The organism is Paenibacillus sp. FSL R5-0744, from assembly GCF_037972555.1.
Taxonomy (GTDB): Bacteria; Bacillota; Bacilli; order Paenibacillales; family Paenibacillaceae; genus Paenibacillus_AQ.
In genome coordinates, this window is sequence record NZ_CP150228.1 from 6,023,537 (window position 1) to 6,039,737 (window position 16,201).

Below are 16,201 nucleotides of genomic sequence, written 5' to 3' on the forward strand. Positions count from 1 at the left end.
TCTAGATTACCGGTATAGTCCGGAAGCTTTCACTTCATTAAAGAAGTTGTTGAACTCATCAATATTCAGCTGCTGCGCGGCATCGGACAACGCAGTTGCAGGATCAGGATGGACCTCGACCATAATACCATCGGCTCCGGCTGCGAGTGCAGCTTTTGCACAAGGGATAAGAATATCTTTGCGTCCTGTGGAGTGAGTAACATCGACCAATACTGGCAGATGGCATTCCTGCTTAAGAATAGGCACTGCTGAGATATCGAGCGTGTTGCGGGTCGCTTTTTCATACGTACGAATTCCGCGTTCAATCAACATGATTTGTGTATTACCACGAGACATGATGTATTCCGCTGCATGTATGAATTCATCGAGCGTAGCAGCCAATCCGCGTTTCAGCAGCACAGGCTTATTGACTTCTCCGACCGCTTTTAGCAGCTCGAAATTATGCATGTTCCGAGCACCGATCTGGATGATATCTACATAATCTAAGGACTCTTCAATATGTCTTGGATCTACAATTTCACTGATGGTCAGCAGACCATAATCATTTGCTGCTTCACGTAATATTCTTAGGCCGTCCATACCTAGACCTTGGAAATCATAAGGAGAAGTCCGCGGCTTGAAGGCACCTCCACGCATAACACGTACACCAGCTTTTTGCAGTGCTGCAGCTACGGTGCGGGTCTGTAGTTCACTTTCCACAGAGCAAGGACCAGCTACCATCAGTGAAGAAGGACCGCCAACAGTAACATCTCCCGGCAGAACAATCACAGTGTCTTCTTTGTGACTCTTACGCGCTACTAGTAAAGTTTTTTTATGTTCATCGGATTGTAAGTCCAGAGATGCTGAAAAAATTTGTTTGAAGAGGCTGCGGATGGTTCCGTTAGTGAAAGGTCCTTTGTTGCTCGCTACGAGCTGATCCAGCATTTTCTTTTCACGTTCTGGATCGAATTTAGGCACACCTTGCTTTTCTTTAACTACTCCAATCTCCTGCACAATTTTAGCCCGCTCGGAGATCAGCTCCAGTAATTGCCCATTAATTTCATCCAGACGACCTCTAAGAACATCCAATTCTACGTTACTCATTACCCTTCCACTCCCTCTTCTTATTTATAATTTGAAACGCAAAAAGGCCCCCCGTCGCAAGGGACGAGGAGCCGTGGTACCACCCTTATTTAGAATTAACCCTTAAACTAGCACAAAGGAATAGAAAATCGGATTCCCTCGACTAAAGATTAACTCTATCTTAAACCCGGTAACGCGGGGCGCGGGCCTCCCTACTCATACCTGTCACGACCTGTGACAAACTACTTCAGGGGCCGACTCGGAAGTGAACTTCGGCATTAATCGTCTCATGAGGGTGCTCTCAGTCTCCGGCACGCCTTCCCTGTTAAGATCCGCTATAATGCTTACTCTCTTCGTCATAGTCTTATTTATGTCAGCGTGTCTTTTGCGCTGGTTTCTGCTATCTTAATCAAAAAATGTTTCCGATGCAAGATAATAATGGAACGCTGAGTAGCTTTAACGCAATAAAATCACATGAGATACAATTATTCTTATAACAACTCACTAGAATAGGCTTTGAAGTATGAAATAACCCATACCCATACTATTCTGCCACTGCTTAAAAGGTTCCAATCCCTTTCTATGTATGAAGTTGACAGCGATATTTTGATTGTTTACAATTAAATCATTGAAAATATTTCCTATTCTTATTCACTGGCAGCTTTAGCGTTGACAATACATAACTGAAGGGATGTAGCAGCATGAGCATTTATCCATATACAGCACGCAGTATTCGAGGAAAAGAGATCGAACTTGAGGAATACAAAGGTAAAGTACTTTTGATTGTGAATACAGCAAGTAAGTGTGGGTTTACCCACCAATACTCCGACCTGCAAAAGCTCTATGAGCGATACGAAGATCGTGGCTTCCAAATTCTCGGTTTCCCTTCCAATCAGTTTGGGGAACAGGAACCTGGCAGCAATGAAGAAGTGAATGTATTTTGCCAAATCAATTACGGCGTTACGTTCCCTCTCTTTGAGAAGGTTGAAGTAAAGGGCGAAAATAAACATCCCCTCTTCACTCACCTTACTGAGCAGGCTGGATTTGAAGGCTTCGACATGAACCATTCTTCAGGAAAGCTGCTTCAAAGCATGCTTGAGAGCAAAGATCCGGAAGCACTGAACAATGACGAAATCAAATGGAACTTTACTAAATTTCTAATTGATCGCGAAGGCAATGTAATTACAAGATTCGAATCTACTGTGGATCCGCTGGATATTGAGCCAGCGATCGAAGCACTGCTATAGTTTTTTTAGATATATACCGAACTAATGATATCAACTTAAAGCACAGTAGTCACTGCGGTGAATAATTGGACTTCCGGCCGCTGTTGTCCCCAGATTTCTTGATGGAAACCGCTCTTCGCGGTGGAAATCCCGGGACAAAGGCCTACATAGATTGAATTTCTATACAACAATAAGCCGCCCAGACTCCAACTCTGGGCGGCTTTTTCACGTGCGGTACTGCTCGGTAAACACTTCAAAATAAGGGGTGGTATCCCTTTCAGCCATTGAGCCATTAGCACCCGGTCCCCAGCCGATCTCAGCCCGCCAGCTCCCTAGCAACCCTGTCTGGATTAGCGCCTCCTCATTTACACCGATCAGCTGATCTGCCTGTGGTGCTACATAAAGTGCATCTACAGGGCAATAAGCTTCACACATAAAACAAGTCTGGCAATCTTCCTGACGCGCAATAACCGGAATCTTCCCCTGCATTTCGAATACGTTTGTCGGACATACTTTCGTGCACAGTTTACAACCCACGCAGCGTTCCACGCTGATTAGTTCAATCATATCGCCTGCCCCTCCTTTAGTAAATTCAGTTCATGAGCATGGGGCACAGCCTCGGTACCGATGCTTATTTGCTCTATGCCGGATACAATCAGCCGGTGGGTTTGACGCGGATCAAGCTCCGGATATTCCGCGAGCTTTTGCAGGCCGCGCGTCTCCTTCCGTACCAGCGCGGCAGTGTACATCCATCTGCCGACCGCGAGCATAGCCGCGGCTTCGCGTGCTTGCACGATGCCCTGTACGGTGGCGGGAACGCGCCCGTTCAACAAGGGCATCAAGGCATTCAGCCGCTTCAAGGCTGAAGAAATGCCCGGCTCGCTGCGGAAATAATTAATCTGCAGCGGTAAGATTTCACGCTGGATCGCCGCGACTAGCGGCTTCACCTCCAGCGTTTCCGAGGTGTCGGTGCCAGCCGTCAAACCGTAGCGTCCCGCTGCGGTCAGTTTGCGGCTGTTCGCCTGCCCTCGGCTGGACCGCGCATGCTGCGCGGCTCCCTGGCCTGCCCAGCTTCCGCTGCATATGGCCCAGGAAGCGTTATAAGCCCCGCCGCCGGAGATGGCGCCGGTCACTTTCTCGCGAGATGCGGCATCTCCGGCCGCATAGAGTCCGGGCACGGTCGTCCGGCAGTCTGTGCCGCTCAAGCGCAGACCCCCAGTGCCGCGCATCGTGCCCTCATAGCGCAGGGTGAGCGGGAATTTCTGCTTAAACGCATCAATTCCCGCACGCTCCAGCGGCATAAAGAAAATCGGATGCGCTTTTCGCAGAAAATCCTGTTTCTCCGCTGTATCTGCCAGATCGAGCGAAGCATAAACCGGCCCCTTGAGCATCATTTCAGGGATGCTGCCAAAGGTCCGATCCCCTTTATGCAGCGGATGACCGTCCGCATCATAAAGCGTTGCCCAAGCTAGCATACGGCCACGTGTTACAGTCCCATCTGCAAAGCTCGGAGCGTATTGGCGGCTGAATTCCATGCCTGACAAATCGGCTCCCACCTCAGCGGACATCAACAGCCCTTCGCCTGTCAGTACGTTGCAGCCAAGACCTTTGCTGAGAAAAGCACAGCCTCCGGTTGCCATCACAACGGCACTGGCCTTCACTTCCCAAGACTCCCCTGTCAGACGGTTGATCCCACGTGCCCCGCCAACCCCATGTTCATCATGAAGAAGCTCTAGCGCTGGCGACTGATCGAGGATCGTGACCCCCGCTTTGCGGACAACTCTTCGCATAATCCGCATGTACTCTGGTCCATGCAGATGTGTACGTAGTGAGTTACCTTCTTCATCCTTCGGAAAAGGATAACCCCACTGCTCGACTAGAGCCAGATTCTGCTCTACCTGATCCAGCACTCGGTGAATCCAAGCATTCTCCGACAGATATCCACCAGCTTTTAGTCTGGATTGAACCGCCTGCTCACGCAGCTCGGCAATTGGAGGGATAACGAGCAGCGTTGTACCGCCCGGAGCAGTGGCGCCGCTTGTGCCCAAGTAGCCCTTATCGGCCAGGACTACTTTTGCACCTTGCGACGCCGCACTCCATGCCGCCCAAGCTCCTGCGGGACCTCCGCCAAGCACGAGCACATCCACTGTCATTTCCTTCTTAAGCTGCGACATATCTTTTCCTCCCAAGCATTTGCGCTTTCCAAACAACTGTTATTTCAGCTGCCAATCGCTAATATTGAAGTCTTTTTTCGCTAATTTCTCTTCCACAAGGAAGTTCTTGGTACCCTCCAGTAGCTTGGTTCCTTCGTCAGTGAACGCGGTATCTTTGATATCACTGATTGGATTTACTTGCTTTGCCAGCTCTGGCGTTGTATCTCCGATTTCAGCCAAAAATTGATAATATTCATCCTCGTGCTGTTTCAAATCCGCCAAGGCTTTCTCACGGGCTTCGTTCCACGCCTTCGGAAAGTCAGGGAATTTCGTCAGATAGTCCTCGGACACGACAGTTGCACTAGTGCCAAGCAAGTTCGGATGCTTCGAGGCATCGTCTAAGTGAGTGTAACCTTGGTCAATTAACTTCAGCGCAGGTACACCCAAATTAGTCGTAGCATCTACATCTCCACGGGCCAAAGCTGCGGTAGCATCCGGAATGAGCATATGCACGAGTTTATAGTCAGTTACGCCTTCCTCCTGAAGTAACCCAACCACATAGCGGTGCATGAAAGAGCCTTTTTGAATGGCTATAGTCTTCCCTTGCAGTTCCTTCACCGTCTTTGGTCCATCCTTCTTACCGATTAGATAACCGATAGTGTTGGCTGAGGATTGTGAAATCAGACGTGTCTTGGCCCCAGAAGCATAAGCAATAATAGCAGGTGTATCCCCAAGGCTGCCGATATCTAATCGACCACTAATTAAGGATTCTGTCTGATCAGGACCGTTTGGAAAGCCCGTAAGCTTCACTTCAGTAATGCCATATTTCTTCAACTCTTCTTGAATGATCCCTTTATAAAAGCCCCAGCCCTCCGCGCCACCTGGCACATTCAGCTTATTAGAGCCTATAAAACCAAAGTTCAGTACCGCTGGAACGTTACTTTCGGCTTTGCCTCCAGATTTCTCTGTACTAGAGCCGCCGGATGCAGATGCTCCATTTCCTCCAGCGTTATTTCCGCAAGCCTGAAGAACCAGCATAACCATCATAATCGTAGTTAAAAGTGCACATCGTATCCTTTTAGAACGTTTCCCTTGAATCTCTCTGTACGCTGGTTTCATTTCTTTCTCCCCCTAGATTTATGTTATTTATCTTAATCTTAATCAAGGTCAGAACCCTGCCCTCGACGCCAATTTGTACATAAAGTCATGACTTGCTACCGGTTGTCTGCCTTTGCCCCAGCCTACCTTTTCACGATAACCACCAAGTAATCCCTGCTCCTCTAGCCCTGCCTCTGTCACCCCAATCACTTTCTCTGAATCTGGCGCAACGTAGAGAGCATCCACAGGACAATACAGCTCACACATAAAGCAAGTCTGGCAATCGCTCTGCCGGGCAATAATAGGAATGCCATCCTCTACCCGTTCGAAGACATTGGTCGGGCAGACCGATACACATTGGTTGCACTCTACACATCTGGCAGCGCTGATCACCTCAATCATGATAGAACACCCTCCTTGGCCACGGCTTCTGTCTTCACCCATACCTGATCCAATCCACCGCTAATCAAGCGATGATGCTGTTCTTGATCCGTTCCCTTAAAATCTTCACGCTTATGCATGCCCCTCGTCTCCGTACGGGCAAGCGCGGAATTGTACATCCAGCGGGCGGTTGCAGTCATGGCTTCAGCTTCACGCGCTTTAACCCCTTCAGGTGTTCGCTGAATCTCACGGCTACGCTGATCTTTCCACAATTCATCCAGACGACCTAATGAAGAGGTCAGCCCTTTATCCGTACGGAATAAATTAATGTCATACGGCTTCACTTCAGCCTGCACAGCAGACACAACCTCTGACGTATGAGCTGATACTCCAGGCTTCACTTCTTGATGAACCAGTGGAGAAGATGATAAGCCGACTGGATTACGGTACGCTGCATTCGAGCCAAGGCTCTGCGCATAGACAGCTGCCCCTTCTCCTGCAAAACTGCCGGATGACATAGCCCAAGCCGCATTATGGCTGCCACCACCAGTAAATCCCCCGCAAATTAGCTCACGGGTAGCTGCATCTCCTGCCGCATAAAGTCCGGGAACACCTGTGCCACAGCTTTCGTCCGTGATATGAATACCACCCGTCCCACGAACCGTTCCTTCGAGACGAAGCGTAACCGGAAAAGCATCCTTGAAAGGATCGATCCCTTGTCGATCAAAGGGCAAGAAAAAATTCGTCTGCGCCACCCGCAGCAGCGGTCTTAAATCCTCGGGCGCTCCATCCAGCTTGGCATACACCTGATTGCCTGCTAGCAGATTCCGAGCGATAACTGAACGCCCTTTCTTGGAACCCGCCCCTTCCACAATGCTTCCATCCTCATAATAAAAGCTGGCATAGTTGTAATATGCTGTCTTGGTTACAGAGGAGAACGTAGGGCAGATAGCATAGGCATTGGAGAATTCCATGCCGGACAAGTTCGCCCCAGCTTCAGCTGCAAATAGATAGCCATCTCCGGTCAACACGTTACAGCCGAGAGCCTTACTTAGAAAAGCACACCCACCAGTTGCAATGACAACCGCTCCTGCCTGAACAGTCCAGGTGTCACCACTCTGCGTATGGACTCCAGCCGCTCCAGCTACGCCATGCTCATCCGCTAGGAGCTCCATGGCTGGACTATGATCTAGAATTTTAACGCCCGCTTGTTTCACCAGCTTACGCATTAATTTCATATATTCGGGTCCCTGAAGACTCTTACGATACTGGTTACCCTGCTCATCTACAGGGAATGGATATCCTGAAACGCCAAGTTTGTTCATATTGGCATAGGTACGGTCTAGCACTCGGTCCATCCAGCGGGATTCAGCCAACTGACCGCCCAATGTATAACGACTTGCTTTGGCCTCCTCACGGAGCTTCTCATCCGGCTTCACATACCAGACTCCTGTTCCTGAGGGGGCCGTTGCACCGCTCGAACCGCAGTAGCCTTTATCTGCGAGGACAACTTTCGCCCCCTTCGCTGAGGCCGTAAGGGCTGCCCATGTTCCTGCCGGTCCTCCACCTATAACAAGCACATCCGCCACCAAATTCAACGATCCTTTTTGTATCGATCCACTCATAGCTCAAGACCTCCTCAAATGATTTACCCTTCGTAACTATCGCGCCAGAACAGGAACTTGCGTTCAATGATTCGGAACAAAGAATCGATTAGCTTCCCGACAATAGCAAAGATAATAATGCCTACAAACACAACCTCTGTATTAGAGTTCTGCTTCGCCTCATTGATCAGGAATCCAATGCCGGATTGTGATCCAATGAGTTCAGCTACAACAAGACCGATCCATGCTACAGCCAATGACAGCCGCAATCCTAACAAAATCCCGGGTAATGCTGCCGGTAATATCAGCCTGCGCAGCCTCTGATAAGGGCTAAATCCTAACACCCGGGACACCTCAAACAGCTTATTGTCCACATTGCGGATGCCCATAAACGTATTAATATAGAGCGGAAAGAATGACCCTGTCAGAATGATCACTACTTTGGACATCTCCCCAAAGCCGAACCACAAAATAATTAGCGGTGCTATAGCTAGATGAGGAACAAGCCTAAGGACCTGTACACTAGGATCGAGCACATATTCCACACTGCGAAACAAGCCAGTCAGTACTCCGAATAAAAGGCCTAGAACACCTCCGATAAGAAATCCAACTCCCGCCCTCCCCATACTGACACCTAGATGATGAGTTAACTCTCCAGTCACCAATAGGCCTGTAAAAGCTCTGGCGATCGACAATGGAGTCGGCAGAAACTGCGCGGAGATCAGTCCGGTGCTTCCTGCCAGCTGCCAAATTACTATTGTCACCACCGGAATGATAGCGCCCGTTCCCCAATCTGACAGTAGAGATTTCCATGCTATAGGTACCGCGGATTTCTCCAATTTCTTAGTCGATAAAGGAGCAATATCACTGCTATCTAGCGATTCTCTTGCTCTTGTAGTGTTATTCAAAATAGCTTCTGCTCCATCGCTCATGGCGCATCCCCCTTTCGTTTCTTGCGCGTTTTCTGTTTATCCGCGATAGCTGTCCTGCCATCTCAGCAGCCGACGTTCAATGTAGCGAACAATAGAATCACTCACCAGTCCTGCAATGGCAAAAATAATAATTCCCACGAACACCACAGGTGTATCCGCGAATTGACGCGCGTCCGACATCATATACCCAATGCCTGAAGTGGAAGCAATCAGCTCTGCGACTACCAGACCTAACCAAGAGAGCCCCAAGGAAAGGCGCACTCCGAGAATAATATTCGGCAATGCCGCTGGAAGTACAAGTCTTACAACCTGTTTTAACCGGCTGAATCCAAGCACTCGAGATACTTCGAACAGCTTGTTATCCACGCCGCGAATGCCCATGAACGTATTAATATAAAGCGGAAAAAATGCTCCTTTAGCAATCAACAGCACTTTAGACTCCTCACCGATCCCGAACCATAAAATGAATAGCGGCACTACCGCCAAGCTTGGTATCATGCGAATCATTTGCAGGGATGGATCTAGCAATTTCTCTGATCTGCGGAACAGACCTACGAGAATGCCTAATAGCAGACCAAGTCCACCACCGAGCAGGAATCCGGAAAGGGCTCTGACCAAGCTGATCCTAAAGTTCGGCCATAAATCCCCTGAAGCAGCCAGAGTTACAAATGATTCAGCAATGGTATACGGCGTCGGGAACAGCATCTCTGAGATCATTCCATAGTGTCCAAGGGTCTGCCACAGAATCAGCACGGTGCCCGGCAGCAGAAGGCCCAGTCCCAATGTTGTTACCTTTCCGGGGCGTCCGGAAGTTCTTACGGCTATAGCCCGGTTTGACATGCTCTGCACCCACCTTTTTTTAGCTTTACAATCTCTTTAAATAACAAAAGAGACCCTCGAATATTGAACACTTTCGGAGGTCTCCATTGGTATGGTCGACATATTTATATTCCTGCCCCGTCAATAAGCTCAAGCTCATCGACTTTTTCAAAATAATTCAGCACCTTCAGGCGTAACTCTTGAAAAGAAGACGTTGTTTTTTTACGTGGATACGGCAAATCAACCGGGACAATCTTACGTATTTTCCCGGGGCGAGGTTCTAGAATCACTACCCGATTACCTAGAAATACAGCCTCATCAATATCATGCGTTACAAAAATCATGGTTGTTTTGTTGGCCCGCCAAATGTCCAGTAACACCGTCTGCATATGCGCTCTAGTGAACGCATCCAGTGCACCAAACGGTTCATCCAGCAGCAGGATTTTGGGATTTCGCAGTAGCGCACGGGCTATCGCCACCCGTTGGGCCATCCCTCCCGATAACTCCCGGGGATAGGATTTCTCAAACCCATTTAACTTGACGAGATCAATCAACTCATCGACCTTACGTCTAATTTCTTTGTTGCCTAGCGGCAAATCAGAAGCAATATTCTTCTCTACGGTGAGCCAAGGAAAGAGACGATGCTCTTGAAAAATAAATCCCTTATCGATTCCGGGACCCCCAATCCCCGTCCCTCCTAAGGTAACGCTCCCCGTATATCCACTGTCCAAACCGGCCACGATGCGCAGCAGCGTGCTTTTGCCACAGCCACTGGGCCCGATGACCGTAATGAATTCACCCTCTTGCACATGGAGATCAACATTATACAGTGCCTGAACATGACCTCCGGTCGACTCAAAACGTTTATTTAGATTTGAAATCGACAGCAACGCTTCTCCCATCGTGACCCCTCCTTCAATTCTGTATACAAAAAAACAGAGGTATTGCGCTTTTACATTCGCAATACCTCTGTAGGAACAGTCGGTAATTTTTATTCAAAGTAAATCAATTGGAATTATAATATTTAAAATATCATCCATTTGAAAAGCTGTCAACAATAAAACTTTTTTCAGACACACTTGTTTACATCAGATACCTTAAATATAAATATATGCTTGAGATCACAATGGACAGCAGCATTAAAGGGAAACCCACCTTCAAATACTTCATGAATGTAATCGGATAGCCCTCTTTTCCAGCTAGACCAGCAACGATCAGATTAGCACTGGCACCGATCAATGTACCATTGCCACCCAAGCAGGCACCCAAGGCTAGACTCCACCAGAGGGGCTCCAGATTGGTGATCCCCATCTGCCCCATCTCCTGTATCAAAGGAATCATCGTTGCTACAAAAGGAATATTATCAAGAAACGCAGAAGCAATTGCACTGACCCATAAGATCATCATCGAGCTCATGAGCACATCCCCACCCGTTAAATCAATCGCTTTGGCAGCCAGCTCCGCGATGACACCTGTCTCGACGAGTCCTGATACCAAAACAAACAGTCCGATAAAAAAGAAGATCGTAATCCATTCCACGCTGTGAAAAGCTTTTTCCAGCATGTGTTCTCCTCCGGTTAATAAGAGCAGTAAAAAAGCCCCCGCTAAGGCAACCGTCGCTGACTCCAAATGTAACGCCTGATGTAAAAAGAAGCCCGTAATCGTAATTCCAAGTACGATCAAACATTTTCGCAACAGCTTATGATCTGTAATCATTGCCTTCTCATCCATGTTCATGATACTTTGCTGCAATTCCGGAGTGGATTTAATTTGCTTACCAAACATCAGTAGTAAAAGCGGGATATACGCTAACATAATGATGATAATCACAGGTGTTAGATTGCTGATAAAGGACATAAAAGTCAGCTCTTTCACAGCACTTCCGATCATAATATTCGGTGGATCTCCGATCAATGTTGCCGTCCCACCGACATTCGATGCAATAATTTGTGACATCAAAAAAGGCAGCGGATTTATGCGCAGTTGCCTTGTAATACTGAAGGTAACAGGCACCATAAGTAGCACTGTTGTAACATTATCCAAGAAAGCAGAAGCCACAGCAGTAACAACAAACAAAGCAATCAGGATTCTTCTCGGCTTCCCTTTCGCCAGCTTTGCTGATTTCACTGCCGCATATTTAAAAAGTCCTGTCTCTGCAGTAATCCCTACAATCATCATCATGCCTACAAGTAATCCGATGGTATTAAAATCAATATGATGCAGTGCCGTCTCCTGATCCACAATACCCATCGCTACCATAACAATAGCGCCTAACATCGCTAAGATTGTACGGTGAATTTTCTCAGAAATAATCAGTCCATAAATCAGTAGAAAAATACCTATCGCCCAAATCGCTTGCTGTTCCATGATATCCCCCGGTCCTTCTCTTTAATTTCGTTAATGTATAACCTACTCATTATATAACCTATTTATCATAAAATAGATTTGTATTTTTCGCACTGGAATTGTGGAGTAATCCATAAAAAACGACTCTGCCGAGTATTTATCGGAGAGACGTTTTTTATGGAGTCGATTATTTCATTTTCAAAACCTGAGGCTCCTTGAAAGCGGTCAAAATACCTTTGCTCTGCACAATAATCATACCGCTTTCCAGCAAGGTTGGGCCGAACACTCTACCTGATGTTTTGAGCTGCACAACCGGTTTTGCGGAAATCAAATCTATCGCGATTAATTTGCCGTCAGTCTGGGCTACATACATGCCATGTCCGAGCAGATCGAAGCGGGCAATCGGATTGCTGATTCCACTGTACTGAACCGCTGTTTTATTCGCTATTTTAACACCATAAATGCTCTGTTCGTTACTAAAAAGAATTCTTCCATCATAAGGACCAGCGGCGTAGGATAACTTAGCTCCGATGGATTCGTAAGAATAATTATCGCGTGTTACGGTAGCAGGATCAGCATTGACTGGATAGCTGTAGACACCTTTTTGTCCTGTTATGAAAATTCTGTCACCGTCACTCCAAGCAATGCCCCCCTTTGGTGCTTCGGGATCATTCGGGTCAATATTAGCAGGGTTATAAACTACCGTCTTCACTACTTTACCTGTCTTAACATCCAAACTGTCGAGTGTAGTAAGAGGAAGAGCGTCGAATAAGGTAGCCTTCCGTTGTGTTATAAGCGTTCCATTAATCTCAGTAATCGGAAAATAATGATCTCTGTTATTCCAAAGCTCTTTACCCGTTGTTCGATCAAAGGCATGTAGAATGTCATACGTATACGCTCCGGATTCTGAGTTTTGAGCTAATATCAGGTTTCCCTCAACCATGAACGGTTCATACAGCTTTTCACCGAAATTATCACGCCACTGCAGTTTCCCATCCTTCAGATTGTAGGCTTGAATATCGCCATTGGCAGCAAAAAGCTGATCTTTATCAATAACTAATTGGCTGATGCCTTTGCTGTTTGCCGATGAACTCCATTTATTTTTTCCAGTAGCCGCGTTGACTGCATAGATTGTGCCTGCTTCTGAAGTCACATAGGCCACACCATCTTGGTAAAGTAACGGTGTCTTTAATTTGGAGCCATATTTCCACATTACTTTTCCCGTCTGAGCGTTAATGGCTAAAAGCTGACCCTTTTGTAAGATAAAAGCTTTGCCCGCACCAACTGCAACAACGCCCTTGCCCATAATGTAGTCCGTCGGTATATCTCCTAGCGTTGGCAAATCCATCGTAGTGGACCACTCAACCTTCGCAGCAGACAAATTTACATAATAATCATCTAAATTCGAGCCTATAAAGGAACTGTGCGAATCAACCGCAGCAGCTTGTACCGGGTTTACCATAAGCAATACCCCTAAACCAATAATCGCAGTACGAAGATATGACTTCAATAATATTCCTCTCACCACCACACGCCTCCTTATATAAATGCTTCAATTGGATAGATTCTCAAAATAAAATATAATACTAAAGACGAGCAGGATGTAAGAACATGGATTATTATTCCTCATTTTGACATCCACAAGAGCAGAAATCAAAACATTTACTCATAAACTTACAATTTGTAAGTCATCGTGTTATAATAATCACATTCTTCTATAAACGAACAAGCTTTATCAAATATATGAATAACAAGGGGTTTGTAATTATGAGTAACGAGGTAACCACAGCACCAGCATCCGATTTTGAGTTCGGTATCTACACCTTAGGAGACATTGTAGCTGATTGTCATACCGGTAATAAGATCAGCCCGAAACAACGACTCGACGAAGTTCTAGCAGCGGCCAAACTGGCGGATGAGGCGGGGCTTGATGTATTCGGTGTAGGTGAGCATCATCGTCTTGATTTTGCAATTTCTTCGGTTCCAGTCGTGCTGGCAGCCATCTCCCAGGTTACCCGCAGAATCAAGTTGACGAGCGCCACTACTGTATTAAGCACCATTGATCCCGTGCGCGTATTCGAGGATTTTGCCACACTTGATTTACTATCAGATGGCCGTGCAGAGATTATTGCTGGACGTGGTGCTTTTGTGGAATCTTTTCCGCTCTTTGGGTACGAACTTGAAGACTATCATCGACTATTCGCCGAGAATATTAATCTGCTTCTCGAGCTTAATAAGCATGAAATTATGAACTGGGAGGGTTCCTTCCGCTCATCCTTGAAGGATTCTGAGATTGCACCACGCCCTCTTCAGCAAAGCCTTCCTGTATGGATTGGTGTAGGTGGTTCTCCTGAAAGCGCGGAAAAAGCTGGGGTACTCGGGACTGGAATGGCCATCGCCATTCTTAGCGGTAGTCCAGAACCTTTCCAAGAGCTTGCTGCAACTTATCGACGCGCTGGAATTCAGGCGGGTCATGCCCCTGAATCTTTAAAGATTGCGATTACTAGCCACGGCTACATTGCCGAAACTTCACAGCAAGCGCTCGATGAATATTACCCATACTACTATAGTTATCGTAATTCCATCAGCCCAAAACCTGGTCAAGAATACAGTGTATCTCGTAACGACTTTGGACAATATGTATCTGCTGATAACACGATGGCTGTAGGTAGCCCGCAGCAAATTATTGAAAAAATCCTCTATCAGCATGAGCTGTTCGGCCATAGCCGCTTTATGACTCAGCTCGACATCGGCGGCCTTCCTTACGCCAAGGTAGCCAAAGCTATTGAACTATTGGCAACTGAGGTCGCCCCTGTCGTACGACGCGAGATTGCCAAGAAGAATAGCCGATAGAACTGAGGGGCTGTACCAGTTAATAAAAAAGCACTTCTCCCGCTCGTGGAGAAGTGCTTTTTGTGCTGTTGCAACATTGTGTCTTGCTGTAAGAAGTGAACCGGAAGCTCTGCTCAAGAATTAGGGAATATCTCCCTGAAAATCGGAGATTTCTACTCAATAGACTAACAATTAGGGAATACCTCCCTATAATTAACCTGATTCGGCGGTAAATATAGATATTTCCCCGATTTTTAGGGAGGAATTCCCTGATTTCACTCATTTAGAGTAATTATCAGCTATTTTCAGGGAGCTTTTCCCTAATTACTCTCAAAAAAAAGAAGCTGCCCACAAGTAGATCACTACTTTTGAGACAGCACTTATGCTCATCACGCAAAGGATGGTTTATTGTTGTCTACCTTCCCGCTAATAAGCTTCTTATATTCATCGTCTCCGCCATCTAAAGAAGGCGCAGTATAAATTTGAGCTGAAGCTGGTTGCTGAGCGGAATGGCTCGACCCTGTTTTACTTGTGGTATTCTTATTATCTTCTGCACTCCTGCTTCCACCACTTGCAGAACGGAGAACAGCACCCGATAAGTTGTTAATACCCTTTATTCGCTTCATGCTGAATCCTCCCCTACTAAATGATTGATGGTACGGAATAAATCCTGATTATTCGCAACTACCGCCTTAAGATCATCCGCAGATAATCCATCACTCCCTGAAAAGTGTACGGAAAGAACATACTTCTTACCTAGAGGATAGCATAGGATATATACCTCCGCAACTTCCGTGCGTTGAAAAAAAGTCCATTTGCTCGATAAAAATGCATCTACCACACTAGGCTGCTTCTCATTCCCTTTCGTAACAGTCAAGGAATAGGAGTGCCCACGTCCGACATTCCCTCCCACCTGAACAAGCTGTTCCTTCTCTTGAGCCTGCCAAATCGCAGCACCGATCACACGACAATGCTTCGGAGGTAAGAAAGAATTGCGGATCGCCTCACTGAGTGCGTGATACTTCTCTCCATCCTCAGAGATGGTCACATTACTATTATATTGCCAAAAAAAATGAAGGATACTTTCTTTGCGCCTTAATTCCATCTTTAGCTGCTCTAAATCTTTCACCGGGTCACGGAATTTTCCAAACCCCTGGACACTATCAATAATCTTACCACAGCTCACATCCACAGCAGCCGTAGGATTATCATGGTGCATCTCATACTCTAAAGCTGTAATTCCCGACAAATCGGACAACAGATGATATTCTTCAACATTCTGTCCAGGGATTAAATCGTCGCGGGCAGTCACCTGATCCGGCACTAAGCAAAAAACACGATTACGCCGTAATCTGGCCCAAAACAATCCCATTTCAAACCCCGTATTATCACGAGTCACATAATAAAATTTACCGCGAATTTTGGCGACATCATCTGGCGAGAACACAAATACGGCAAAATCGCTCTCATCCAAATTTCTCTCCAGTGCCTCCATCGTGTATTCATTCGCTCGAAAGGCATTGGCATACCAAGGATGTACTTCAGCATCCCTCTTCAGCTGCTCATGAATCGCTCTTGCATAACGTATGGATTCTCTGGAAGATCCAATGAATAGCTTTGGTTTAGTCACGGCAGTGCTCCTTCATCCTTCCCAATATGTAATAATTATACAAGTCTTTAGACCACCGGAAAAGAGGCCAAGTTCTCATAAATTTCTCAAAAAATATTATTCTAAACCTCGTAAAGTG

At 46.7% G+C, this 16,201-nt stretch carries 15 protein-coding genes; 2 read left to right on the forward strand and 13 right to left on the reverse strand.

All coding sequences use genetic code 11. From position 1 onward, the window contains the following. Window positions 1–6: 6 nt before the first annotated feature. On the reverse strand, window positions 7–1,083 hold the full coding sequence (locus MKY19_RS26600; RefSeq protein WP_076285501.1) for a bifunctional 3-deoxy-7-phosphoheptulonate synthase/chorismate mutase: 1,077 nt from the start codon (window positions 1,081–1,083) through the stop codon (window positions 7–9). Between the two features lie 680 nt (window positions 1,084–1,763). On the opposite strand from MKY19_RS26600, the gene MKY19_RS26605 reads away from it, so the two are divergent. Continuing rightward, window positions 1,764–2,309 carry a glutathione peroxidase gene (locus tag MKY19_RS26605; RefSeq protein ID WP_042191922.1) on the forward strand — a complete coding sequence of 182 codons (546 nt, stop codon included), beginning with the start codon at window positions 1,764–1,766 and terminating at the stop codon, window positions 2,307–2,309. Between the two features lie 204 nt (window positions 2,310–2,513). Here MKY19_RS26605 and MKY19_RS26610 read toward each other — a convergent pair whose 3' ends face one another. The 10 genes from MKY19_RS26610 to MKY19_RS26655 form a co-directional block, all read right to left on the reverse strand. Next, window positions 2,514–2,855, reverse strand: coding sequence for a 4Fe-4S binding protein (locus MKY19_RS26610; RefSeq protein ID WP_076285502.1), 342 nt, complete (start codon window positions 2,853–2,855; stop codon window positions 2,514–2,516). Further along, the gene (locus MKY19_RS26615) at window positions 2,852–4,462 is read right to left on the reverse strand and encodes an FAD-binding protein (RefSeq protein ID WP_339798664.1); all 1,611 of its coding nucleotides are present in this window, start codon (window positions 4,460–4,462) and stop codon (window positions 2,852–2,854) included. Before MKY19_RS26615 ends, MKY19_RS26610 begins: the two co-directional genes overlap by 4 nt. Window positions 4,463–4,501: 39 nt before the next feature. After that, window positions 4,502–5,560 carry an ABC transporter substrate-binding protein gene (locus MKY19_RS26620; RefSeq protein ID WP_339798668.1) on the reverse strand — a complete coding sequence of 353 codons (1,059 nt, stop codon included), beginning with the start codon at window positions 5,558–5,560 and terminating at the stop codon, window positions 4,502–4,504. A gap of 48 nt (window positions 5,561–5,608) precedes the next feature. Beyond that, a complete protein-coding gene (locus tag MKY19_RS26625) occupies window positions 5,609–5,941 on the reverse strand; it encodes a ferredoxin family protein (RefSeq protein WP_042191931.1) in 333 nt (110 codons plus the stop codon). After that, window positions 5,938–7,545 (reverse strand): FAD-binding protein, encoded by a 1,608-nt coding sequence (locus MKY19_RS26630; RefSeq protein ID WP_339798673.1) that lies wholly within the window; start codon window positions 7,543–7,545, stop codon window positions 5,938–5,940. The genes MKY19_RS26625 and MKY19_RS26630 overlap by 4 nt, the downstream gene beginning before the upstream one ends. Before the next feature lie 23 nt (window positions 7,546–7,568). Beyond that, complete coding sequence (locus MKY19_RS26635) at window positions 7,569–8,456, reverse strand: ABC transporter permease (protein ID WP_339798676.1); 888 nt, start codon at window positions 8,454–8,456, stop codon at window positions 7,569–7,571. Between the two features lie 36 nt (window positions 8,457–8,492). Further along, window positions 8,493–9,296 (reverse strand): ABC transporter permease, encoded by an 804-nt coding sequence (locus MKY19_RS26640; RefSeq protein ID WP_076285507.1) that lies wholly within the window; start codon window positions 9,294–9,296, stop codon window positions 8,493–8,495. A 104-nt stretch (window positions 9,297–9,400) separates the two neighbouring features. Then, window positions 9,401–10,177 (reverse strand): ABC transporter ATP-binding protein, encoded by a 777-nt coding sequence (locus tag MKY19_RS26645; RefSeq protein WP_339798679.1) that lies wholly within the window; start codon window positions 10,175–10,177, stop codon window positions 9,401–9,403. Between the two features lie 181 nt (window positions 10,178–10,358). Next, window positions 10,359–11,642, reverse strand: coding sequence for an ArsB/NhaD family transporter (locus tag MKY19_RS26650; protein ID WP_339798682.1), 1,284 nt, complete (start codon window positions 11,640–11,642; stop codon window positions 10,359–10,361). A gap of 166 nt (window positions 11,643–11,808) precedes the next feature. Next, window positions 11,809–13,146, reverse strand: a complete 1,338-nt coding sequence (locus MKY19_RS26655; protein ID WP_339798684.1) for a PQQ-binding-like beta-propeller repeat protein — start codon at window positions 13,144–13,146, stop codon at window positions 11,809–11,811. A 242-nt stretch (window positions 13,147–13,388) separates the two neighbouring features. Between MKY19_RS26655 and MKY19_RS26660 the strand changes: the two genes are divergently transcribed. Continuing rightward, the gene (locus MKY19_RS26660) at window positions 13,389–14,474 is read left to right on the forward strand and encodes an LLM class flavin-dependent oxidoreductase (protein ID WP_339798687.1); all 1,086 of its coding nucleotides are present in this window, start codon (window positions 13,389–13,391) and stop codon (window positions 14,472–14,474) included. 368 nt (window positions 14,475–14,842) lie between these two features. Here MKY19_RS26660 and MKY19_RS26665 read toward each other — a convergent pair whose 3' ends face one another. Continuing rightward, complete coding sequence (locus MKY19_RS26665; protein ID WP_076285512.1) at window positions 14,843–15,079, reverse strand: hypothetical protein; 237 nt, start codon at window positions 15,077–15,079, stop codon at window positions 14,843–14,845. Next, window positions 15,076–16,083 carry a TIR domain-containing protein gene (locus tag MKY19_RS26670; protein ID WP_042191948.1) on the reverse strand — a complete coding sequence of 336 codons (1,008 nt, stop codon included), beginning with the start codon at window positions 16,081–16,083 and terminating at the stop codon, window positions 15,076–15,078. Before MKY19_RS26670 ends, MKY19_RS26665 begins: the two co-directional genes overlap by 4 nt. Between the last annotated feature and the right edge of the window lie 118 nt (window positions 16,084–16,201).